Genomic DNA, 22,486 nt, shown 5'->3' on the forward strand with positions numbered 1-22,486 from the left:
CGGCGCGTTGCTCCGGTCATCGAAGTTCGTGTCGAGCCATGTCGCACTCTGTTGCAGCCTTGTCCTGGCAGATCGAGAGGAGAAGGGCTCGTGTCCGCAGCGGGAATTACCGCGCCATGGCCCGCCCGTCGAGTACGGTCGTCGTTCAAAGTCGACCGAGAGGCAGCCGTGAACGGACCGGACGCCAAGCCGTCCGTCCCGACGGCCCCGCCGGCCTCGGTGGCCGTGGCCGCCCCCACGGCTGAGGTGGCCTGGGTGCCGCCGTCCTGGGAAGACGTGGTCAAGGAGCACGGCAACCGGGTCTACCGCCTCGCCTACCGGCTCACCGGCAACGCGCACGACGCGGAGGACCTGACTCAGGACGTCTTCGTCCGGGTCTTCCGCTCGCTCGCCGACTACACCCCTGGCACCTTCGAGGGCTGGCTGCACCGGATCACCACCAACCTGTTCCTCGACCGGATGCGCCGCCAGCAGAAGATCCGCTTCGACGCGCTCCCGGAGGACACCGAGCGGCTGGCCGGCCGCGAGGCGAGCCCGGAGGCGGTCTACGCCGAGACGCACCTGGACGCCGACATCGAGGCCGCGCTCGCCGCGCTGCCGCCGGACTTCCGGGCGGCCGTGGTGCTCTGCGACATCGAGCAGCTCTCCTACGAGGAGATCGCGCAGACGCTGGGCGTGAAGCTCGGCACCGTGCGCAGCCGGATCTCACGGGGCCGCGCGATGCTGCGCGCCGCGCTGGCGGACCGCGCCCCGCGCGAGTCGCGCCCAGGCGTGCCGGCGCAGGCTGTGGCCGCCGAGGCGTCCGCGGTGCTGCCCGCCGTGACGGCCGCGGCTGACGCGCTCCCGCCGGCCTCACCTCGGCCGTCGGATGAGGCCGCTGGGTCGCGGGAGGGGGGAACGCGGCCGCGTGGCCGCCGACGTCGCGCGACTGCGAGCGTGGGCGGTGCCGAGATCGGCGCTGTGCGGGAGAGGCGGGCGTGACGCCGCACCTCGGCGAGCGGCTCTGCCCGCTCGTGGACGGCCAGCTCTGCCACGACGAGCGTGACCGGGCGCTGGCGCACCTGGCGCACTGCGCGGCCTGCCGTGCGGAGGTCGCGGAGTACCGGCGGATGAAGCAGCGGCTGTCCGGCCTGTTGGCCCCGTCACTACCTGCTGGCCTGGCCGACCGGCTGGTCGGCCTCGGCGGGACGGACCGGGACCCGCTGGAGCCAATCGGCACCACGCGCGGCCTCGGCGGGGCGGTCCATCGTCCTGGGCTGGCGAGGCATGGCGGCGCGAGCAGGCGGGGCGCGGCGCACCCGCGCCTGCCGCTGGCCGCGCCGACCGGCCTGGCCGCCGTCGGGCGGTCGCCGCGGGGACGGTTGGTGGCGCCGCCCGGACGGGTGGAACTGGCGGCCGTCGCGCTCGACCTGACGCGGCCGCGGTCCGCCCGCGGCGAGAACGGCACGCGGATCCGCCGCCTGGAAGAAGGCCGGGTCGGCCGCGGCCAGGCGAGAGTGCGCCGGACCCTGGTCGGGTCCGCGGCCCTGATGCTGTTGACGGTGACGGGAGTCACCGTGGGGGATCAGCCGACCGTCGCGCGTGGGAACACCATCCGTCCGTCCGCYCCCGCTACCCAACTACCTGTGGTCAACAGGGGCGGAACCACTCCACTGGTCTCATCGGTCTCGTTCGCCACCCGAGGCTGAGCCGCCGCGGAATTCGGCTACCAAGGCCACCGCACGGCGCAGCTGGGTCACGTTGCGCCCTCCAGGTCGTGAATCGGCTACCTGATGTGGGTTGTCTGTCCATGCGCTGTGGGTAAGTTCACCAACAGGCTCTACCGTGTATTCCGCGCATGTCGCCCTGGGCAGGCGGGCCCAGGGGCTCGGGTTCCTTCCGAGTGGCATGGGCGTGATCGGAGGGCCCGTGGGCGTGACCGACGGCGGCGAGTCTCTGCGTCGCGACACCGCTGCGACGAGCGCCGTGGGCCGGGTCGCGCTGGAACGGGCGCAGGCTCCCGCGGATGCCGTCCGTCCCGCTGACCTGGGCGGTGGCCGGGACGCGGGCACCGATCGGTCATCCGACGCGCGAGCGTTGTCACGTGCCTCCGCCGCCGCGCCGGCCGTCAAGGAGTCCCCGGCCGATCACGGGTCCCCTTCCGAACCGGCGGGGCGGGCCGGGTCCCCCGCGTCGAAGACCGACGCGCCGGAATCCGCTCGGCCCGAGCAGGACTCGGACCCGCCGGACTCGGCGGACTCGGCGGGTGCCGCGCCGGCTGCCCGAGCCGCTCCGGCCCGCGGGCCGGAGCGACCCGGCTGGTGGCGCACCCGGGCCGACGAACCGGTGCCCGACACGCGGGACGACGCCGAGGAGACGCCGTCCGCGGTTGACCGGGCGAAGCCCACCACCGCGCCCGCGGCCGCGCCGGCTCCCGCCTCGAAGCCGCGCCCGCCCGCGTCGCGTCCGCCCGGTGACTTCCGCCGCGCGCCATCCACCTCCTCGGCGCCGTCGGCGGATGCCGCGGACCTGGACCTCGCGGGCAAGGACCGTCGCGAGCCGACGGCCCGTCCTGATGGCGCGCCGTCAGCAAGGTCCTCGGCCCCACGGCCGCCGGTGGCGCCTCCGTCCGAGCGGCGGTCACCGTCCCAGCCGCCACCGTCCCAGCCGCCACCGTCCCAGCCTCCGTCGCCACGGCCGCCGTCGGCGCAGCCCGCGCCCGCCCAGGCGCCACCGTCGCAGCGCGCGCCGGCCTCTGCGGGCAGCCAGCCGGCGGCGCCGGCGCGGCCCGGGACGCCCGCCACGCCGGGCGCCCCGCGGCCCGGTCGTCCCGCTCATCAGCACCGGCGTACCTCGTCGTCGGAGCAGGCACCGGCGACGGCCGCGCCCTCGAGACCCGCCCCCTCGGCGCCGAGGGCCGCCGCGGCCGGCGGGCAGCGCGGCGAGCAGGTGACGCCAGCCGTGCCGCGCCACCCGGCCGAGCAGGAGCGCCCCGACGGCGAGGCCGGCCGGCGGCGGTTCGGCGGCCGCGCGCTCGCGGTGGTCGCGCTCGTCGCCGGCGTGGTCGGCGGCGTCGTGGGCGGGGTGTGCGTCGCCTGGCTCGCCCCCGACGACGCTGGTTCCGACGGCGGTCCTGTCACCGCCGGCACCGGGATGGTGGTCGGCACGGACGCGCCGGCCGCAGGGGCGCCGGGATCGGTCGCCGACGCGGCTGCGCGGGCGCTGCCATCCGTGGTCACGGTCGAGGTGCGAGGCCAGCAGGGCAGCACCGGATCCGGAGTGATCATCCGTCCGGACGGCTACATCCTCACCAACGTCCACGTCATCGCGGCGGCGGCGAACGGCGGTGGCGAGATCGTCGTCACCCGCTACCAGGACGTCACCCAGATCCCCGCGCAGCTCGTCGGTCAGGACCCGAAGACCGACCTGGCCGTGCTCCGGATCGACGCGGGCGGGCAGCTGCCGGCGGCGACGCTCGGCCGTTCCAGCTCGCTGCGGGTGGGTACCCCGGTCATCGCCATCGGCGCGCCGCTAGGCCTGTCCGGCAGCGTGTCCACCGGGATCGTCAGCGCCCTCGATCGCAGCCCGTCCGAGCCGTCGACCGCGGGCGGGGGATCGGCGCTGCTGACCGGGGCGATCCAGACCGACGCGGCGATCAATCCGGGAAGCTCGGGCGGCGCGCTGGTTGACGGCAACGGACAGGTCGTCGGCATCAACACCGCCATCGGGTCGGTTCCCGGGGCGCCGGCCGGCGACGAGGRCCAGACCGGCAACATCGGCGTCGGCTTCGCCATCCCGATCGACTACGCGCGTTCGATCGCCGACGAGATCATCCAGACCGGTCACGCGACCCACCCCTACCTCGGCATCTCGGCCACCACCGTCACCCAGACGGACGCGGCGGCCACCGGGCGCGCGCCCGGGGCGCTGATCCGCGACGTCGACCCGAGCGGCCCGGCGGCCGCCGCCGGCCTGCGGGTCGGTGACGTCGTGACGAGGATCGACGACGCGGCGGTCTCCGGGGCGAACCAGCTCCTGGAGACGGCCCGGCGCCACCACGTCGGCGACCGGGTGACGGTGCAGTACCAGCGTGCCGGCCGCGACGCCACCGCCCAGGTGACCCTGACCGAGCAGAAGAACTAGGCCCGTCGCCGCTGGATACCTGCTTGTCACTCCAGAGTCCTACGCGGGCGAGTCTGGCGGAGGTACGCTCTGGCCGTGTTCAACGGGCTCGGATGGGGAGAAATCGCTGTCCTGCTCTTGCTCGGACTGTTCGTCTTCGGTCCGGACAAGCTTCCCCGGGTCGCCCGGGACGCAGGCAGGATGCTGCGACAGCTGCGGCAGATGGCGAACGGTGTTCGTGATGATCTGCGCTCCGAGCTCGGTCCCGAGATCGCCGATCTCGACATCCGTGACCTGCACCCGAAGACGTTCGTCCGCAAGCACCTGCTCGAGGACGGCGACGAGGACCTGTTCCCGACCTACCGGAACAAGCAGGGCAAGATCGACCTCTTCGGCGACGAGCCCTCGGAGAAGCCGTCGCTGACCAAGGACCGGGTGCCCGGCGGTGCCCCGGCCGCGCCTGGCAAACCCGCGAAGCCGGTGGACGCCAAGGCCACCCGGGTCCAGACCTCGGCGGACGCCGTGACCCCCTGGGACACCGACGCCACCTGATCCTCCGTCTTCCGGAAGCTCTGGCTTTCGGACGCGCGTCGCGGCGCCGTCGTCGAGGCGGTCGGTTCGCTGCTCCTGAGGCGGCGCTAAGCGCCGCAGGAGCCGGAATCGGTGGCCGGGGAGGCCAGCCGGCCGAGCAGGTCCCCGAGAAGCTCCAGCTCCTCGGGGGAGTAGTGGGACAGGACGTGACGGGCGACGCCGCGCAGGTGGGTGCCGGAGGCGTCCCGCAGCCGCGCCAGACCGGCCGGCGTGAGCACCGCCAGCGTCCCGCGCAGGTCGGACGGGCAGGACCTGCGCTCTACCAGTCCCTCGCGCACCAGGCGGTCGACGAGTCTCGTCAACCCGCTGCGGGACAGCAGCACCGCGTCGGCGAGCTCGCTCATCCGCAGCGCGCCGTCCGGCGCCTCGGTCAGCTGGACCAGCACGTCGTAGGAGGCGAGCGGCAGGTGGTGCGTCTCCTCGAGCTCGGCCTCGAGCACCCGGGTGACCTGCGCGTGCGCGCGCAGCAGACCTCGCCAGGCGCGCATCCCGCGTGCGTCGACCCGTTCGGCCGCCGGGTCCGCCGAACCACACCCCGGCTCGACCGTCCCGGCCACGACCGTGCCAGCCACGACCGTGCCGGGTAGGTCCGTCTCGGGTGGGGCCGGCAACGTGGCCCGAGGTTCGGCGGGCGTCGCCTCGCCGCTCGCGGCATCCGGCCGAGCGAAACCCAGCCCCGAGGGAGATCCGTCTCCCTCGACGGGCGACGCTTGCAAACTCACTGGATCAGCCTACGTCGATGGCGGGGCAGGTGCTTAGGGCACGTTGGGCGGGGCCAGCCGGCCGCCGCGCGGGCTATGGTGGAACTCCGTCCAGTTCAGGTCCACACACTGCCGGTACCTGCCGCTTCGCGGCGGTAGCCAGACGGCTGAGGTTTCGTTGCCAGCTCCTACTCTTACCTCTGACGCGGTCCAGACGGCGCTCGCGACCGTCCTCGACCCCGAGATCGGCCGGCCGATCACCGAGCTCGACATGGTCGAGGCCATCCAGATCCGCGGCGACGGCTCGGTGGACGTGGTGGTCCTTCTCACCGTGTCGGGCTGCCCGATGCGCGAGGAGATCATCACCAGGGTCGACCGCGCGGTCAGCGCCATCGAGGGTGTCACCGGCGTCCGCGTCGCGCTGTCCGTGATGACGCCGGAACAGCGGTCCGCCCTGCACRAAAAGCTGCGCGGCGGCGTGGCCCCGAAGGTGATCCCATTCGCCCAGGCGGGCTCGCTCACCCGGGTCTACGGGGTGGCGAGCGGCAAGGGCGGCGTGGGCAAGTCGTCGGTCACCGTCAACCTCGCCACGGCGATGGCCCAGTCGGGCTTGAAGGTCGGTGTTCTCGACGCCGACATCTACGGGCATTCGGTGCCGCGAATGTTCGGTATCGAGCGCGGGCCCACGCAGGTCGATAAGATGATCATGCCGCCGCAGGCGTATGGCGTTCGCGTGATCTCCACGGGCATGTTCACTCGGGGAAACCAGCCGGTCACTTGGCGTGGTCCGATGCTGCACCGGGCGCTGGAGCAGTTCCTTTCCGACGTGTTCTGGGGCGACCTGGACGTGTTGCTGCTCGACCTGCCACCCGGCACCGGCGACATCGCGATCTCGCTGGCCCAGCTGGTGCCGTCGTCCGAACTGCTGATCGTCACCACCCCGCAGGTGGCCGCGACCGAGGTGGCCGAGCGGGCCGGCACGATCGCCGCCCAGACCAGGCAGAACGTGGTCGGCGTCGTGGAGAACATGGCCTACCTGAGCTGTCCGCACTGCGACGAGCGGATCGACCTGTTCGGCGCCGGTGGCGGCGCCGCCGTCGCCGAGCGGCTCACCAAGGTGCTCGGCCACGACGTGCCGCTGCTGGCGCAGATCCCGATCGACGTCCGGCTGCGGGAGGGTGGCGACGCCGGCGTCCCGCTGGTCGTCGCCGACCCCGACTGCGAGGCCAGCAAGCAGCTGCGGTCGACTGCCGATCGGCTCGGCTACCGTTCCCGTGGCCTCGCCGGCCGTTCGCTCAACCTCTCGCCCGCCCGGGGCCTGGGCGCGCCCAAGCACGCGCACTGACCCGCGGGTCGAGCACAACAGTGGGTGGGTTCCCGCACGTCCTGACGTGCGGGAACCCACCCACTGCCGGTTCCCGGAACATCATGGGGGGCCGGGGCGCTGGGGTGAGGACAGGGCGGGCCCGCGCCCGCCGGATCTGGGGAGGTCGCGCTGGCCGGGATCGATCTGCACACCCACTCGACGGCGTCCGACGGGGTGCTCGCGCCCGCGGCGCTGGTGGCGGCGGCAGCCGGCGCGGGACTGTCGACGATCGCGCTCACCGATCATGACACCACGGCCGGGATGGCGGCGGCGGAGGCCGCGCTCCTGCCGGGCATGACGCTGGTGCCCGGGGCCGAGATCTCGTGCGAGGTCCGGGTCGCCGAGGACCGTGTGATCAGCCTGCACGTGCTCGCCTACCTGTTCGACCCCGACGAGCCCGAATTCGCCGCCGCCCGCGCCCACCTGCGCGACGACCGCGAGACGCGCGCCCGGCGGATGGTCGAGATGCTCGCCGCCGACGGCCACCCGGTGACCTGGGAGCGGATCGGGGAGCTGGCCGGCGGCACGGTCGGCCGGCCGCACATCGCCGCCGCGCTCCTGGAGGCCGGGGTGATCTCCCATCTCGACGAGGCCTTSACCTCGGACTGGATTGGTGGCCGCAAAAGCCGGTACTGGGTCGGCAAGGCCCAGCCGGACGTCGCCGAGGCGCTGCGGCTGATCCACCGGGCCGGCGGGGTAAGCGTGTTCGCCCATCCGTTCGCCGCGGCCCGAGGCCCGGTCGTCGGGCCGGAGGTGATCGAGGAGATGGCCAGGCTCGGTCTCGTTGGCGTCGAGGTCGACCACCCGGACCATCCGCCGGCCGCCCGGGCCCGGCTGCGCGCGCTGGCCGCTGACCTCGGCCTGCTCGCGACCGGCTCCAGCGACTTCCACGGCACCAGGGAAGGCCTGGGCCGCGGCATCGGCGCGAACGGCACCGACCCGGCCGTCCTCGCCGCCCTCGTCGACCGCGCCACCGGAGACACCCCCCGCATTCGCTAGTGCCGCGTCCGACAGCATCCGCCCAGCGCCCCGCCGCGCCGGCCCCGCCCCGCCCGGCACCGCCGGCGGTCGGTTGACCGCCGGCTGGGCCGCGGCGGGTACGTCTGGAAGCCCGCCGACGGGCACGGCCCGACCGCGGCGGTCACCAACGGGTGGTGATCGCCGGCCTCGTCCCGGGGGGCGAGGCGGCGTGATCCCTGGCTGAGGCGGCAATAACTCGGCTGGCGACGGGCCTCTTGGGCTGGTTGCTGCCGGTGAGCGGGGCTTGTCGGTTTAGTGATACCTTTTGCGCCGCTCCGCCCGACACGGTGAAGGGTTTGCGGTGACCGATTCCACTGGCGCGGCTCCCGGCGGCTTCCCGCCTGGCTATGGGCCGCCCGGCAACGGGCCGGCCGGATCGGGCCAGCCTCCCGGTTATGGGCCGCCCCCCGGTTATGGGCCGCCTGCCGGCTATGGGCCCCCTGGCTATCTCGCCCCCACCCCGCAGGGCCAGGCGCCGGGCCAGCAGCCGATGCCGGGACCTGGGCCGTACGGCCCGCCGCCGGGGCCGGTCTGCCGCATCTGCGGCGGCGGGCCCGCGGTCGCCGCGACCATCCGCGGCCATAGAGGCTTCATCATCGTCATGCGGTTCCTGAAGACGCCGGGACCGTTCTGCCGGACGTGCGGCACCGCGGTTGTTCGTGACATGTCGGCGAAGACTCTGCTCCTTGGCTGGTGGGGCATCGTCTCGCTCTTCGCCACGCCGGTCACGCTGATCATCAACCTGGTGCAGTGGCAGAAGATCAAAAAACTTCCGCCCCGGCTGCCGTACGGCCCAGGGCAACCGTTGGACCCCGGTAAGCCACTGCTGCGCCGCCCTGCCGCCCTGGGACTGCTCGTTCCGGCGGCGGTGATCCTCCTGATCATCATCGGCGCCGTCGCGAGCCGCAGCGATCCCAGCAACGCCTCGGTCGGCGACTGCATTCACCAGACGGGATCGACAAGCGCCAAGATCGTCGGTTGCTCCTCGGATGACGCCGAGTACATCGTGCTCGACCGGGTCAAGTCGGAGAGCCTCTGCGCTCTTGTCCCGGGAGTGGAGGCGACGTACAGCGAGATCGGGGGCAGCAGCGACTTCGTGCTCTGCCTGGGTGACGTTCCCTGATGTTCCCGCGCGCTGGCCGCCGCACCACCTCTCCCCGCCGCGCCGGCGCCTCGGGAGCCGGCGCTTTCCGCGGATCTCGCGCACAGGGAAGCCCGCCAGCTTCCTGAAGTCCGCCGGCCTGCCGCCGGGCGGGCCGGCGGCCAGCGCCCGGCGAACTGGTCAGTCGGCGGGCGGGGCGAGGAGACGCAGGGCGCCGGGGCGGATGACGATCTCGGTCGGGAGGTCCGCTACCGGGTCGCCGTCGGCGTAGACCTGGAACGGGCGGTCGGCGTCGACGGTGAGGCGGCGCGCCCGGAGCACGGTCACGTGCTTCGTGTCGACGTGGGTGCCCTTGAAGACCTTGTGGAAGAGCAACAGCAGGGTGAGCCGGCCCATGCGGTGCAGGAACACCACATCCAGCAGCCCGTCGGCGATGTCCGCGCCCGGGGCGTAGCGCATCCCACCGCCGTAGTACTGCGCGTTCGCCGCGGCGACCGACCATCCGACGACCTCGCGCGGCTCGCCGTCGTCGAGCCGGACGGTGAAACGCGCCGGCCGCCACGGTACGAGGGCCCGCATCGTCGAGTACGTGTAGACACTCTGACCACGCAGGAGCCGGGTCCTGTTGGCGATGACCTGGACATCCGAGTCGAAGCCCAGGCTCGCGATGCCGATGAACGGCGTGCCGTTCGCCTCCGGCAGGTCGACCCGGCGCTCCACCGCGCCCGCGAGGGCGCTGGCGGCGGCCACCGGGTCGCGGGGGATCCCGAGGCCTCGGGCGAAGTCGTTGCCCCGCCCGCCGGGCAGCACGGCAAGCAGGCCCCCGGCCTTCGCGGTGGCCCCCGCCACCCGTCCGACCAGCCCATCTCCGCCGAGCGCCACCGCGACCCGGCCCGAGCCGGCCGCCGCGGCGGCGAGCTCGTCCGCGTGGGCGATGTCACGGGTCCTCGCCACCTCGACCTCGGCCGCCCAGCCGCGCAGCGCCGCCGTGACGTCCTCGAGCACCCGCCCGGCTCGCCCTCCGCCGGCGCTCGGGTTGACGATGACGCAGAGTCGGTCACGCGCGACCGGTACCGTGGCGAACTCCGCCGACGCGGCCTCGCGCTCCGGGATCGACGGGATCGCCGGGCTCGCTGGAGCCTGGGGGGCGGTTTTGGTCATGGCGGCCGGTGCTCTTTCGCTCGGGGGCGCGTCCGGACCGGGCCTGCGGGCCCTCCGGGTGTGCAGAGCCTACGAGCGGACGCGGCGCGGCGGGAACCCCGGCGCGTCACCCGGCGGAAACCCCGGTGCGTCAGTGGCCGTCGCCCTCGGCGGAGTCCGGGCTCTCGAGCCCCGGCATCGGCGAGTTGAGCCGATCGGTCTGGGCACCGAAGAGCAGGCGGTCGGCAAGCGCCGCCTGGTCGCGCAGGTCCTCCAGGACCAGGTGCTCCATCAGCAGGAGGGCGGCATCCGCGGGCCACAGCAACAGCCACAGCCACACCCCGCCGGCCTCGCCGATGAACGCCGCGCGGTCGTGCGGGCATCCCACCGGCCACAGCGCGGTCGGATGCCCCGCCGCCTCGACCTTCGCCTCGGGCAGGGTGTCCAACTGCGCGGGGTCGGGCCCGGTGATTCCCGCGAGCCGGGCGCCCAGCCCCGTGCCGGGCGACTCGGCGACCAGCACCATGTCCGCCGGGCCGCCGACCGGCGACGGCCCGGCCGTCGCCAGCGCCACCGCCCGCGCGCCCGCGCGGTCGTCGCCGGCCCAGCCGATCCCACCTACATACCAGTGGACCGGCATCGGCGACGGTACCCAGATGGGTACCGTCGCCGTATCAGCGAGCTGGCGCAGTGCGTGCTCCGGTGCGGCGGTCGCCTGATGCCAGGGGAAGACGTCGCCGTGCTGTTCGCACCTCCACTGGTCGCTCCATAGGTCGGGCGGCCGTAGCCCACCCAGGCAGCGGGGACAGGTGGGTGCGCTCGTCACCTGGCTCCTCCCGAGCTCCTGGACCACCTCGCGGGCGGTCCGTTCCACCGCGTCCAGGGGACGCATCGCCGTGCGGACCGCAGCCAACGGCCAAATGTGGGTCCGCGCACGAAGTGTGCCCAGCCACGCGCTGACAAACCCGGCGCGCGGTCATGACGGGAGGAGCTGGGAGGACTGGCCTGGATGGGGTGAAGGTCAGGACTCGGCCGGGACCGGGCGACCGGGCTGCTCGCCGCCCCTGGCCACTCCGTAGGACTGCTTCGGAACCATCACCTTGCGCCGATAGACGCACACCACGACGCCGTCCTGGTTGTAGCCGCGGGTCTGGACGGTGACGATGCCACGGTCGTCCTTGCTCTTGGACTCGACCTTGTCGAGCACCGTCGACTCGCCGTAGATGGTGTCGCCGTGGAACACCGGCTTCACATGGCGCAGCGACTCGACCTCGAGGTTCGCGATGGCCTTGCCGGACACGTCCGCCACCGACATGCCGAGCAACAGCGAGTAGACATAGTTGCCGACCACGACGTTCCGCTTGAACTGGGTGGTCTCCTCGGCGTAATGCGCGTCGATGTGCAGCGGGTGGTGATTCATGGTGAGCAGGCAGAACAGATGGTCGTCGTACTCGGTGATCGTCTTTCCTGGCCAGTGCTTGTAGACGGCACCAACCTCGAACTCCTCGTAGTAACGGCCGAACTGCATCGTGCCCTCCCGTGACCTGGCGCATGGCGGAATGTCCCGCCCGGCGGGGATTCTGGCTTCGGCGAACCGCCGACCGCCCGGTTCCAGGGAGCGTAGGCGCGACTACCGGCGTCGCGCAGGCGGTCGCGAGCACCGTCACTTACCGGCGGCCCGGGCGCCTTCCCACCGACCGACGGACCCGGAAGGCAAAGGCCGGCCGCAAGCCAGGCACCGGGACGGAAGCCAGGTGTCAGGCCACGAGCCAGGCGTCAGATACGAAGGCCCCGCCGACGGGGATCGCGCAGGTCCATCTCCTCGGCGAGCCAGCGCTCCCGCAACGCCGCCGCACCATGGACCCGTTTGTAGGCCGATTCGTTCGGCGTCATCGGAAAGACCGGCAGAAACCGCACCGGCGCCGGAGTTCCGGCCGGACCCGCGCCACGATGCCCGGCCAGCTCGGCGAGCGGCAGATCCGGCACCAGGCCGCCCGGCTCGCCGACGAGCACCCCGTGAAACGGAGCGTCATCCCAGAGCGGCTCGCCCAGGTCCAGGCCGGCACCCGCGGCCACCGGGACACCCTCGACCGCGGGAATCGCGGCCAGCACCGCCAGCCGGCGCGCGACGCTGTCGCGCGGAGCCCGCAGCGACAGCACGAGCTCCACCCGCGGACCGGCCGGGTCCCGGATCGCCGCCGCCGGGTCACCCATCGGCTCGGCCGACATGCCCACCGTCGCGTACCGGAAGAAGCTGTCCGGATGCGGGCCGAACCGCAGCACGTCGATCGGCTCGGCGCCCAGGAAGGTGATCCCCGCGCGGCCACTGATCGGACCGAACTCGCCTACCAGGTGTCGCTCGACCGCGACGCGCACATCCACAACGCCCGATCGTAAGGTCGCCCCGCCCACGGCAGCCCCGCCGTGGGCGGCAGCCCACCCTGGCAACCCCGCCCTCGCGGCCCGTCCGCCTTGGCGGCCTGCCCGCCTCGGCGGCCTGGCCGGCCCGCCGGGGTGGTGAGCACCGTAACGTCGCATGGGGAGAGCGCCATGATGTAGTAGAGGCCGTTCGCGGTGCGTACGCCCCCGGAGTCGGGGATTTGCTGGCGCCGGGGATGTCCCTGCGCAGGCTCTATCTGGAACGATCGGGACCGGTGGCCACGCCCGCCCGGCAGCAGCCGGGTGAAAGCCGGGGCGAACCGGGCCGGCTGAGTACGGGAGGAACCATGGCTGGTGTGTTGAGCAAGGGGGCGAACGCGCCGCTGCCGACGCCGGACGTGCGGGTGGAGGTTTCCTCGTCGACGCCGCTCGACATCGCCGCGCTGTTGGTGACGCCGACGGGCAAGGTCCGTTCGGACGCCGACTTCGTCTTCTACAACCAGCCCAACGGCCCGGGCGTGCGGTTGACGCCGCCCTCGTCGCTGGAGTTCTCGCTGGCGGCCGTCCCGCCGGACATCGACAAGGTGGTCGTCACCGGAAGCCTCGACGGTTCGGGACCCGCGACGTTCGCCGCCGTCCGCGGGCTGACCGTCACCGTGCGGGACAGCCGGGGCGGCGCGGAGATCACCCGGTTCGCGCCGGAGGGCCTGGGTGCCGAGACCGCGCTGATCATGGTCGAGCTGTATCGCCGGGCGGGTGCCTGGAAGGTGCGCGCCGTCGGCCAGGGCTACGCCGCGGGGCTCGCCGGCATCGCCACCGACTTCGGCATCGCTGTCGACGAGCCCGGTCCGGCGGCCGCACAGCCCGCCCCCGCCGCGCGACCGGCTTCGCCCAGCCCGCGGCCGAACGCGGCCGGGCCGTCCGGCGGATGGCCGGCGCAGAACGAGGAGATGTTCGAGGCACCGACCCAGCTGGTGCGCCCGGAGGCGGCCGCGGCCCCCACCCCCCAGCCGCCGCAGGCCCCGCCGCGGCCGGGGCCGACGCCGCCGCCCGGCCAGCCCTGGGGCGCGCCGCCCCCCGGCGGTCAGCCGGGACACGGGCAGCAGCCGTGGGGCCCGCCGCCGCCCGCGCCGGGCCAGCCCCAGCAGTGGGGACCGCCGCCTGGCGGGTGGGCGCCCCCGGCCGGGCCGCCGTCGGCCCCCCAGCAGTGGGGCGCGCCGCAGGGGCCGCCGCCCGGTGGCCAGTGGGGCCCGCCGCCGCCCGGCGCGCCGCCGGCCGGTCAGCAGTGGGGTCCGCCGCCCGGCCCGGCCGCGGCGGCCGGTGCCGTCAATCTCGACAAGGGCAGGGTGTCGCTGCGCAAGGGTGAGGCCGTCTCGCTGGTCAAGACCGGCGCGCCGCCGCTGACCCGGGTACGGATGGCGCTCGGCTGGGACCCGGCGATGCAGGGCCGGTCGATCGACCTCGACGCGTCCTGCATCCTGTACGACGCCCGCGGCAAGGACACCGACAAGGTCTGGTTCATGTCGAAGAAGGGCGCGAAGGGCGCCGTGCGCCACTCCGGTGACAACCTCACCGGCCAGGGTGAGGGTGACGACGAGGTCATCTTTGTCGATCTCGGCGCGCTGCCGCCGACGGTGACGACGCTGGTGTTCACGGTGAACAGCTTCCAGGGCCAGCCGTTCACCGAGGTGCGGCGGGCCTACTGCCGCCTGGTCGACGACCTGACCAACCAGGAGCTGGTCAGGTTCGACCTCTCCGAGTCGAAGCCGGCCACCGGCCTGGTGATGTGCAAGGTGCAGCGCGTGCCGAACACCCCGGTGTGGGCGATGACCGCGATCGGCGAGTTCCACGACGGCAAGACCGTCCGCGCCATGGTCGAGCCGTCCAGGCGCTACCTCTGACACCTGGTGGTGCCCAGGCTGACACCCGGTGGTGCCCCGGCGCTCCCCGCCCGGGGCACCACCGGCCCGGCTAGGCCAGCTTGTACTCCTTGAGCAGGGCGCGGCTGATGATGCGCTTCTGGACCTCGGACGTGCCCTCGCCGATCAGCATGAACGGCGCCTCGCGGAACAGCCGCTCGATCTCGTACTCCTTCGAGTAGCCGTAGCCGCCGTGGATGCGGAAGGCGTCCGTGGTGACCTCGTAGCAGTACTCGCTGGCGAGGTACTTCGCCATGCCGGCCTCGACGTCGTTGCGCTCGCCCCGGTCCTTCTTGCGGGCGGCGCTGACCATCATCAGGTGGCCGGCCTCGACCTTGGTCGCCATCTCGGCCAGCTTGAACGCGATCGCCTGGTGGTCGGCGATCTGGTGGCCGAACGTCCTGCGCTGCTGGGCGTAGGCGATCGCCAGCTCGAAGGCGCGGATCATGATTCCGCAGGCGCGGGCGGCCACGTTCACCCGGCCGACCTCGACGCCGTCCATCATCTGGTAGAAGCCCTTGCCGGCGGCCTCGGGGCCGCCAAGAATCGACGTCGCCGGCACCCGGTGGTTGTCGAGCACCATCTCGGTGGTCTCGACGCCCTTGTAGCCCATCTTCTCGAGCTTGCCGGGAATGGTGATCCCACCGGTGGTGCCGAAACCCGGCTCCTTCTCCAGCAGGAACGTCGTCATGTTCTTGTAGACAGAGCTCGCGCCCTCGTCGGTCTTGACCAGGGTGGCCACGACGCCGGCCCGGGCGCCGTTGGTCAGCCACATCTTCTGGCCGTTGATGACGTACTCGTCGCCGTCCCGGGCGGCCCGGGTGGTGATCGCCGAGACGTCTGAGCCGCAACCTGGCTCACTCATCGAGAAAGCGCCGCGGATCTCGCCGGTCGCCATCTTCGGCAGGAGTCGCTGCTTCTGCTCCTCGCTGCCGTGCTGCATCAGCAGGTAGGCGAGGATGAAATGGGTGTTGATGACGCCCGAGACGCTCATCCAGCCGCGGGCGACCTCCTCGACCACCAGCGCGTAGGTGAGCAGCGACTCGCCGAGCCCGCCGTACTCCTCCGGAATCGTGATCCCGAAGAGGCCCATCTCCTTCATCTGCTCGACGATCTCGTGCGGGAACTCGTCCTTGTGCTCGAGCTCGGTCGCGTGCGGCAGAATCTCCTTGTCCACGAAGGTGCGCACCGCCGACAGGATGTCGGCCTGGACGTCGGTCAGACCGTCGGTCTGCGCGATCCTGCCCATCTCCCAATCCCTCCTGTATGTCGCCCTGCATGTCGTCGGCCTGGTCGGCGTGCGACCGGTCACACCTTCCCTGGCCGGGCGCCCGAAGGGCCGCCGTCACCGCGCGGCCCGGGGGAGTCCTCAGCTGGCCGGCGGCTCGAACTTCTTGGTTCGCTGCATGCCGGCGGYGCGGCCCTTTCCGGCGATGACCTGGGCCATCTTCGCGCTCGCCTCGTCGATCATCTCGTCGCCGAGCATGACCGCGCCGCGCAGACCGCCCGCCTCCGAGGTGTGCCAGGCATACGCGTCGAGGATGAGCTCGGCGTGGTCGTAGTCCTCCTGGCGCGGCGAGTAGACCTCGTTCGCCGCGTCGATCTGGCCGGGATGCAGCACCCACTTGCCGTCGTACCCGAGCGCGGCGGACTTCTTCGCGACGGCGCGGAACGCATCCACGTCGCGGATCTGCAGGAATGGGCCGTCGATGGCCTGCACGCCGCGGGCGCGGGCCGCCTCGACAATCTTGAAGAGGACGTAGTGGAACGGGTCACCCGGATAGTCAGGGTTGAGCGCTCCGACAACGAGCGAGGGCATGTTCATCGATGCCATGAAGTCGGCCGGGCCGAAGATGATGGTCTCGATGCGGGAGCTCGCGAACGCGATCTCCTTGACGTTCGACAGGCCGAGCGCATTCTCGATCTGCGCCTCGATGCCGATCCGGCCGACCTCGAGGCCCATGACCTGCTCGATCTGGGTCAACAACAGGTCGAGCCACTCCACCTGGGCGGCGGTCTGCACCTTGGGCAGCATGATGCAGTCGAGGTTCTGCCCGGCGCCCTCGACGACCGTGATGACGTCGCGGTATGTCCACTTGGTGGTCAGGTCGTTGACCCGCACCACCCGGGTCTTACCGGTCCAGTCGCCTTCGTTCAGCGCGGCGACGACATTGTCGCGGGCCGACTCCTTCGCGCCGGGGGCGACGGAGTCCTCCAGGTCGCAGAAGATCTGGTCCGCGGGCAGGCCCTGTGCCTTGCCAAGCATCTTGGTTGACGAGCCAGGAACCGCGAGGCATGAGCGGCGAGGACGTAGCGACATGATCGAGATAGTAGCCGCAGGGCGTTGCCGGCGCCCGAGAACGAAGCCCTTTTCGATCATGCTCCGATGTGGGTTCCCTCACCAGTCCGGCGGCCGTGGCGCCGCTGGGCGGGCGCGCTGACCTGCCGGGCGGCGGTGCCCATACCGGCGCGGGAGGAAATCGTTCAGGGCGTGGTGGCGGTCCCGGCCATTCCCGTCCGGTCAGCCGAGGCCGGCCGCGGACTCGTCGCGCACCGCCACACAGTCGAACTCCAGCATCCGCAGCCGCGGATCCAGCGAGACCGGGAACATGCCGGACAGTGAATACCCGTACGAGGCGATCTCAGGCCACGCCTGGTCGAAGGTCGGGTTGTCTTCATATAACGGCTTAATTGCCATCTCCGACTGCAGTGCTATCACCTTCGGCAGCGCTTGCCTGGCACCCCGGAGCACCTCTAGGTCGAAGCCCTGGGTATCCATCTTCAGATAGACGCGCGGTTCGGCGATCCCGCTGGTGACGTCGTCGAACACGTCCGCCAGCCGGTGGACCGCCACCTCCTCCGTCGAGGTCACCTTCGATTCGTCGGCGTACAGCTCGGCGGCGAGGCGCCCGGGCACGCGGAATGAGCTGAAATGGGTGAAATTGGTGACGTTGATGGTGGCGCGGCCCTCGGTTGCGCCCAGCGCATAGGGCTCGACGACCCAGCCGGGATCGCGGGCCGCACTGGCACGAAGGTGTCGGACGTTGTCCCGCACCGGCTCGAACGAGACGATTCGGCCCCGATAGCCCGTCCCGCGCAGCCAGCGGCCGTACTCACCCTGACGGGCACCGACGTCGAACACGCAGTTGATCCGGTAGAGGTTCAGCAGCTCGTGTAGGTGATAGGCGAGCATGTTGCCATCCGGCGCGGTCCGGACGATCTCGAATCCGGTGAGACGAACGGTGTTGCGCAGTCGGTAGGCAAGTGTGCTGGCCATTCTGTCCGTCCTTTGCACGATACGTCACCGGGCCGGTCAGGACGCTGACAAGCGCCGGGCGGCGATGGCTGACGGGTCGCCTGGTTCGGCACATTAGCGCGGTTCCGAATCCAGGTACAACGGCTGCTGGCTGTCAGGAAATGCATTGGTCGCATGTCCCCATGGGTTGGCCATCTTCTGGAAGACGGCGGCGGGCGCCTGGGCCCATTCGGCCCGTACGGGCGGTTTTGCCCCCGGGTGGGCCCGTCGCCGCTTGACCGGCCCGGTCGGGGGTAGCCTCGCGCGGTGACCCTGCGCCCATCCGCCGCGCCGAGCCTGCCGTGACGAGCGCGGGCGCGCCGCGCCCGCCGACGCCGGTGCGGGTGTACTGCCGACGGCTCGCCGGGCTGCTGGTGCTGGACCCGAACGGCGACCAGGTCGGCCGGGTCCGCGACGTCGTGGTGACGCTGCGCCTCGGACACGCCCCGCCCCGGGTTCTCGGGCTCGCCGTCGAGGTCCAGCATCGACCGATCTTCGTGCCCATCAACCGGGTCACCGGGGTCGAGTCGGGCGCCGTCATCCTCTCGTCGGCCCGGCTGAGCTGGCGCCGGTTCGCGCAGCGTGCCGGCGAGACCCTCGTCCTCGGTGAGCTGCTCGACCGCAGGGTCGCCCAGGTGGCCACCGGTCGGGAGGTGACGGTCCTCGACGCGGCGATCTCGCCCGTCCGGGGCGGCGAGTGGATCCTCGACCAGGTCGCCGTGCGGGTGGGGCGAGGCCGGCGTGGCGAGGTGCACACCGTCGCCTGGGACGAGGTCGGCGGGCTTTCACTGCCTGAGGACGGCCAGGGCGCGGCGAACCTGCTCGCCGCGTTCKAGAAGCTGCGGCCGGCCGACCTGGCCTCGATGCTGCACGACCTGTCCCACAAGCGGCGCGCGGAGGTCGCGGCGGCGCTGGACGACGAGCGGCTCGCCGACGTGCTGGAGGAGCTGCCCGAGGACGAGCAGGTGGAGCTGCTGGGCGGGCTCGCCGACGACCGGGCGGCGGACGTGCTGGAGGCGATGGGACCGGACGACGCCGCCGACCTGCTCGGTGAGCTGCCGGAGGAGGACGCCGAGCGCCTGCTCCAGCTGATGGAGCCGGAGGAGGCGGCGCCCGTCCGCCAGCTGCTGCGCTACGCCGACGACACCGCCGGCGGCATGATGACCAGCGAGCCGGTCATCCTCGCTCCGAGCGCGACCGTCGCCGAGGCGCTCGCCCGGGTGCGGGCGCCGGAGCTGTCACCGGCGCTCGCGGCCCAGATCTACGTCGTGCGCCCGCCCTACGAGACACCGACCGGGCGCTACCTGGGCCTGGCGCACTTCCAGCGGCTGCTGCGCGAACCGCCGTCCACGCTGGTCGGCGCGGTGATCGACATCGACACCCGGCCGCTGCGGCCGGACACCCCGCTCGCCGACGTCACCCGCTACCTGGCCTCGTACAACCTGGTCGCCGCGCCGGTGCTCGACGACGCCGGCCGGCTGGTGGGCGTGGTGACGGTCGACGACGTCCTCGACCACATCCTCCCGCCCGACTGGCGCGAGCGGCAGCTCGCCGACGACGCGGCGGAGTACGGCGCGTTCCACGGGCCGGACGATGACGAGCCGGACGGCCGGGAATCGGAGCTGGACGAACGGGGGCCAGAGCCGGATGACCGGGGACCGGAGYCGGGAGGAGCCGGCCAGGACCAGCCGGGTCCCAGCTAGCGGTCAGCCCCGCCCTCCCAGCGGAACCCCGCCGGCGGAACCCCGCGACGCCGGCCGAACCCCGCGACCGCTCAGGTAAGGGAACCGCGGCAGAGGGTCAGGACCGCGAGCGCGATCTCGACGCCGCGCGGGCCCAGCTCGTCRGCCCACGCCGCGATGATCTCGTTCTCGCGGCCATGTTGCACGCGCGGTCCGCCGTCGGCGCTGCGCAGGGCCTGGATCTGCCGGGAGATGTCCCGGCGGACGGCGACCAGGTCACGCAGCTGGACGTCGAGGTTGTCGATCAGGCGACGGCCCTCGTCGATCGAGGCGATGGTCGGCGCCGTCGGCGCGGCCGAACCGGCGGCGAGGGTGCCATCCAGGCTGGCGTCCACGGTGTTGCTCACGGGGAACCTTTCGGTCTGGGCTCAGCACGGCCCAGGCACGAGAAAGGCCCGGGGCGTCCGGGCCATCGGTCTGTCTACTGCGCAGGTCAGCGGCACAGGGGGGACCGAGCCCGGCCCCCATAAAACTGGCGCGATGCGTCGTGCACGGACTCGTGCACGACAGCGACTGCGCTGCGCTCCATGCGGAGCAGCATGCCAGGCTGTAGCCGTTACGTCCAGTTACAAAGCGTGGTGCTGCTCCACCGCGGCGGCCGCCGGGGATCCAGAAGTGTCGGTGCCGAGTGCCATGATCTATCCGCGACCGACCTTCGTGACCTGGCCCGCGACCCGCCCCACGCCAGGCTCCGCGGCCAGGCCGCGCGGCCTGGGTCCGCGGCCGAACGTGAGATCCAGCCCCCTGAACCCTGCCCCGCACCGGAGGAGTGAGCGCGATGGCGCAGCTGTTGCTGGATGAGATGCCGCGCAGGCTGTTCAGCTGCACGCCGACGAGGCTGGCCTCGTTCGAGGACTGCCCGCGCCGTTACCGGATGACCTACCTCGACCGGCCGGCCCCGCCCAAGGGGCCGCCCTGGGCACACTCCTCGCTGGGCGTGAGCGTRCACAACGCGCTGCACCGCTGGTGGGACGAGCCCGAGCCGGCCCGGACGCCCGGACGGGCCGCCGAGCTGCTGCGGGCCTGCTGGGTTCGGGACGGCTGGCGCGACGACGAGCAGTCGGCCGCCGCCCGGGAGCGGGCCGCCGCGATGTGCGAGCGGTACGCCACCGGGCTGGACCCGGCGATGTCGCCGCGTGCGGTGGAGCGCCAGGTGGCGACCCGTACCGACGTCCTGGCCCTGCACGGACGGGTGGACCGGCTGGACGAGCGGGACGGCGAGCTGGTCGTCGTGGACTACAAGACCGGTCGACGCCCGCCGGAGGAGGGCGACGCCCGGACGTCGCCGGCGCTCGCGCTGTACGCGTTCGCGTCCGAGCGGATGCTGCGGCAGCGCTGTCGGCGGGTCGAGCTGCACCACCTGCCGACGGGGCGGGTGGTCGTGGCGGAGCACACCGACGAAAGCCTGGCTCGGCACATCCGGCGGGCCGAGTCCATCGCGGTGGACGCGGTGGCCGCGACGGAGCAGCTGGCCGCCGGGCAGCCGGCCGATGCGGCGTTCCCACCCCGTCCCGGCCCGCTGTGCTCCTGGTGTGACTTCCGCCGCCACTGCCCCGAGGGCCAGGCCGCTGGTCCCGAGATCGCCCCCTGGGCGGGCGCGGAGCAGTTCGCCGCGGGCGACGGTGAGAACACGGGCAACCAGGCATCGGGCAACCAGGCACCGGGCGGGCAGACGCCGGGCTGACGGCCGACGCGGGTGCCGTCCCGGCAATGAGCACCGACTCGGTGGGGATGGCGGCATCATGGGCTGGTGGCCTCGAAGATTTCGCACTCGCAGCCGGCTCCAGTGGTCGGCGCCGCCCGGTTGTCGGCAAAGGCGGCGACGTTCACCGAGTCCGTCATCCGGGAGATGACCCGGCTGGCGGTCGCGCACGGCGCCGTCAACCTGGCCCAGGGCTTCCCGGACTTCTCCTGCCCGGTCGAGCTGAAGGACGCGGCGAAGGCGGCCATCGACGCCGACGACAACCAGTACGCCATCACCTGGGGTGCGCCCGCCTTCCGCGCGGCGATCGCGGCCAAGGTGGCCGGCACCTACGCCGGCTGGAACGTCGACCCGGACACCCAGATCTGCGTCACGTGCGGCGCCACCGAGGCGATGATCGCGACGATGCTCGGGCTCGTCGACCCGGGCGACGAGGTCATCCTGTTCGAGCCGTTCTACGAGAACTACGGCCCGGACGCGGTGCTGTCCGGMGCCGTGCCGCGGCTGGTGAAGCTGCGCGCCCCGGACTGGAGCTTCGACGAGGCGGAGCTGCGCGCCGCCTTCTCCGACCGCACCAGGGCCATCGTCATCAACACACCGCACAACCCGACCGGCAAGATGTTCAGCCAGGCCGAGCTGGACGTCATCGCCGAGCTCTGCCAGCGCCACGACGTCCTGGTCATCACCGACGAGATCTACGAGCACATCCACTACCTGGGTCCCGGCGGGCACGTGCCGCCGGCGACCGTGCCGGGCCTCGCCGACCGCACGGTGACGGTCAACGCGCTGTCGAAGACCTACGCGGTCACCGGCTGGCGGGTTGGCTGGACGATCGCCCCGGCGGCGCTCACCGCGGGTATCCGCAAGGTGCACGACTTCCTCACGGTGGGCGCCGCGGCCCCGCTCCAGGCCGCGGGCGTGGCGGCGATGGGCCTGCCGACGAGCTACTACACCGATCTCGCGGCCGCCTACCGGACCCGGCGCGACCTGCTGTGCGACGCGCTCACCGAGGTCGGATTCGGGGTCAGCCAACCCTCGGGCGCGTACTACGTGATGTGCGACACCAGCGCCCTCGACCCGGCCGGAGACGATGTCGCGTTCGCCCGGCGGCTGGTGAGCGAGATCGGCGTCGCGGCCGTCCCCGGCTCGTCGTTCTTCGCCGACCCGGCCGACGGCCGCCACATCATCCGGTTCGCGTTCCCGAAACGGGAGGAGACCCTGCGCGAGGCCGCCAGCCGTCTCCGCAAGCTGGCCTAGGCCAAAGTCGCTCCCCCGGAAGATCGGCTGGCGCCGACCTCCCGGGGACCCCTATGGCGATGATGGCGGAGCCTCGCGTGGCTGGAGGCCGTCAGACACGGCCTAGGCCAAAGGCCACGCGATGATGGCGGAGCCTCGCGTGGCCGGAGGCCGTCAGACACGGCCTAGGCC

The 22,486-nt window shown here is 72.6% G+C and carries 21 protein-coding genes; 11 read left to right on the forward strand and 10 right to left on the reverse strand.

The features are described from left to right. Positions 1–168: 168 nt before the first annotated feature. Positions 169–981, forward strand: coding sequence for an RNA polymerase sigma factor SigE (gene sigE / locus BCD49_RS12980; protein ID WP_007511644.1), 813 nt, complete (start codon positions 169–171; stop codon positions 979–981). After that, on the forward strand, positions 978–1,688 hold the full coding sequence (locus BCD49_RS12985; protein WP_007511645.1) for a hypothetical protein: 711 nt from the start codon (positions 978–980) through the stop codon (positions 1,686–1,688). Before sigE ends, BCD49_RS12985 begins: the two co-directional genes overlap by 4 nt. A gap of 438 nt (positions 1,689–2,126) precedes the next feature. On the opposite strand, the gene BCD49_RS42175 is transcribed toward BCD49_RS12985, so the two are convergent. After that, entirely contained in the window at positions 2,127–2,783 is a 657-nt protein-coding gene (locus tag BCD49_RS42175; RefSeq protein WP_071041514.1) for a hypothetical protein, read from the reverse strand. Positions 2,784–2,940: 157 nt separating this feature from the next. Between BCD49_RS42175 and BCD49_RS42180 the strand changes: the two genes are divergently transcribed. Next, entirely contained in the window at positions 2,941–4,122 is a 1,182-nt protein-coding gene (locus tag BCD49_RS42180) for a S1C family serine protease (protein ID WP_241832317.1), read from the forward strand. A gap of 75 nt (positions 4,123–4,197) precedes the next feature. Beyond that, a complete protein-coding gene (gene tatB, locus BCD49_RS13000) occupies positions 4,198–4,653 on the forward strand; it encodes a Sec-independent protein translocase protein TatB (RefSeq protein ID WP_007520108.1) in 456 nt (151 codons plus the stop codon). 86 nt (positions 4,654–4,739) lie between these two features. Here tatB and BCD49_RS13005 read toward each other — a convergent pair whose 3' ends face one another. After that, entirely contained in the window at positions 4,740–5,180 is a 441-nt protein-coding gene (locus BCD49_RS13005; protein ID WP_083401419.1) for a MarR family winged helix-turn-helix transcriptional regulator, read from the reverse strand. Positions 5,181–5,571: 391 nt separating this feature from the next. Between BCD49_RS13005 and BCD49_RS13010 the strand changes: the two genes are divergently transcribed. The 3 genes from BCD49_RS13010 (at position 5,572) to BCD49_RS42185 (ending at position 8,902) form a co-directional block, all read left to right on the forward strand. Then, on the forward strand, positions 5,572–6,738 hold the full coding sequence (locus tag BCD49_RS13010; RefSeq protein ID WP_071041515.1) for an Mrp/NBP35 family ATP-binding protein: 1,167 nt from the start codon (positions 5,572–5,574) through the stop codon (positions 6,736–6,738). Positions 6,739–6,888: 150 nt separating this feature from the next. Continuing rightward, positions 6,889–7,758: a PHP domain-containing protein gene (locus tag BCD49_RS13015; RefSeq protein ID WP_071041516.1), complete on the forward strand. Its 870-nt coding sequence runs from the start codon at positions 6,889–6,891 to the stop codon at positions 7,756–7,758. Positions 7,759–8,080: 322 nt separating this feature from the next. Then, entirely contained in the window at positions 8,081–8,902 is an 822-nt protein-coding gene (locus BCD49_RS42185) for an LppU/SCO3897 family protein (protein WP_007520098.1), read from the forward strand. A 159-nt stretch (positions 8,903–9,061) separates the two neighbouring features. Here BCD49_RS42185 and BCD49_RS13025 read toward each other — a convergent pair whose 3' ends face one another. The 4 genes from BCD49_RS13025 to BCD49_RS13040 all read right to left on the reverse strand — a co-directional run bounded on the left by BCD49_RS13025 (position 9,062) and on the right by BCD49_RS13040 (position 12,403). After that, positions 9,062–10,042: a diacylglycerol/lipid kinase family protein gene (locus BCD49_RS13025; protein WP_007520095.1), complete on the reverse strand. Its 981-nt coding sequence runs from the start codon at positions 10,040–10,042 to the stop codon at positions 9,062–9,064. A gap of 130 nt (positions 10,043–10,172) precedes the next feature. Then, a complete protein-coding gene (locus BCD49_RS13030; protein WP_051466795.1) occupies positions 10,173–10,847 on the reverse strand; it encodes a DUF6758 family protein in 675 nt (224 codons plus the stop codon). A 195-nt stretch (positions 10,848–11,042) separates the two neighbouring features. Beyond that, positions 11,043–11,582, reverse strand: a complete 540-nt coding sequence (locus BCD49_RS13035) for a MaoC family dehydratase (RefSeq protein WP_335341689.1) — start codon at positions 11,580–11,582, stop codon at positions 11,043–11,045. 215 nt (positions 11,583–11,797) lie between these two features. Then, positions 11,798–12,403, reverse strand: a complete 606-nt coding sequence (locus BCD49_RS13040; RefSeq protein WP_035924600.1) for a suppressor of fused domain protein — start codon at positions 12,401–12,403, stop codon at positions 11,798–11,800. A 344-nt stretch (positions 12,404–12,747) separates the two neighbouring features. On the opposite strand from BCD49_RS13040, the gene BCD49_RS13045 reads away from it, so the two are divergent. Next, positions 12,748–14,301, forward strand: a complete 1,554-nt coding sequence (locus BCD49_RS13045; protein ID WP_071041517.1) for a TerD family protein — start codon at positions 12,748–12,750, stop codon at positions 14,299–14,301. A 70-nt stretch (positions 14,302–14,371) separates the two neighbouring features. Here BCD49_RS13045 and BCD49_RS13050 read toward each other — a convergent pair whose 3' ends face one another. The 3 genes from BCD49_RS13050 to BCD49_RS13060 form a co-directional block, all read right to left on the reverse strand. Beyond that, positions 14,372–15,568 carry an acyl-CoA dehydrogenase family protein gene (locus tag BCD49_RS13050; protein ID WP_007519902.1) on the reverse strand — a complete coding sequence of 399 codons (1,197 nt, stop codon included), beginning with the start codon at positions 15,566–15,568 and terminating at the stop codon, positions 14,372–14,374. Between the two features lie 120 nt (positions 15,569–15,688). Continuing rightward, entirely contained in the window at positions 15,689–16,639 is a 951-nt protein-coding gene (locus BCD49_RS13055) for an HpcH/HpaI aldolase/citrate lyase family protein (RefSeq protein ID WP_071041518.1), read from the reverse strand. A gap of 201 nt (positions 16,640–16,840) precedes the next feature. Next, positions 16,841–17,596 (reverse strand): FkbM family methyltransferase, encoded by a 756-nt coding sequence (locus BCD49_RS13060; protein WP_007519900.1) that lies wholly within the window; start codon positions 17,594–17,596, stop codon positions 16,841–16,843. Between the two features lie 320 nt (positions 17,597–17,916). On the opposite strand from BCD49_RS13060, the gene BCD49_RS13065 reads away from it, so the two are divergent. After that, on the forward strand, positions 17,917–19,317 hold the full coding sequence (locus BCD49_RS13065; RefSeq protein WP_083401423.1) for a magnesium transporter MgtE N-terminal domain-containing protein: 1,401 nt from the start codon (positions 17,917–17,919) through the stop codon (positions 19,315–19,317). Between the two features lie 71 nt (positions 19,318–19,388). Here the strand turns inward: BCD49_RS13065 and BCD49_RS13070 are convergent, their stop codons facing one another. Then, positions 19,389–19,703, reverse strand: coding sequence for a chorismate mutase (locus BCD49_RS13070; protein ID WP_007519898.1), 315 nt, complete (start codon positions 19,701–19,703; stop codon positions 19,389–19,391). Between the two features lie 431 nt (positions 19,704–20,134). Here BCD49_RS13070 and BCD49_RS13075 point away from each other — a divergent pair, with 431 nt between their 5' ends. After that, a complete protein-coding gene (locus tag BCD49_RS13075; protein ID WP_007519896.1) occupies positions 20,135–21,040 on the forward strand; it encodes a RecB family exonuclease in 906 nt (301 codons plus the stop codon). A gap of 66 nt (positions 21,041–21,106) precedes the next feature. Then, positions 21,107–22,315, forward strand: a complete 1,209-nt coding sequence (locus tag BCD49_RS13080) for an aminotransferase class I/II-fold pyridoxal phosphate-dependent enzyme (protein ID WP_007519894.1) — start codon at positions 21,107–21,109, stop codon at positions 22,313–22,315. Positions 22,316–22,486 lie beyond the last annotated feature (171 nt).

The sequence above is a fragment of the Pseudofrankia sp. EUN1h genome (genome assembly GCF_001854645.1).
GTDB lineage: Bacteria > Actinomycetota > Actinomycetes > Frankiales > Frankiaceae > Pseudofrankia > Pseudofrankia saprophytica.

What these genes read in the sequence shown, in the direction of transcription:
- BCD49_RS13005 (WP_083401419.1), bottom strand. Translation starts at nt 5,180, where the DNA reads ATGCGCGCCTGGCGAGGTCTGCTGCGCGCGCACGCGCAGGTCACCCGG.
- BCD49_RS13025 (WP_007520095.1), bottom strand. Translation starts at nt 10,042, where the DNA reads ATGACCAAAACCGCCCCCCAGGCTCCAGCGAGCCCGGCGATCCCGTCG.
- BCD49_RS13045 (WP_071041517.1), top strand. Translation starts at nt 12,748, where the DNA reads ATGGCTGGTGTGTTGAGCAAGGGGGCGAACGCGCCGCTGCCGACGCCG.
- BCD49_RS13050 (WP_007519902.1), bottom strand. Translation starts at nt 15,568, where the DNA reads ATGGGCAGGATCGCGCAGACCGACGGTCTGACCGACGTCCAGGCCGAC.
- BCD49_RS13060 (WP_007519900.1), bottom strand. Translation starts at nt 17,596, where the DNA reads ATGGCCAGCACACTTGCCTACCGACTGCGCAACACCGTTCGTCTCACC.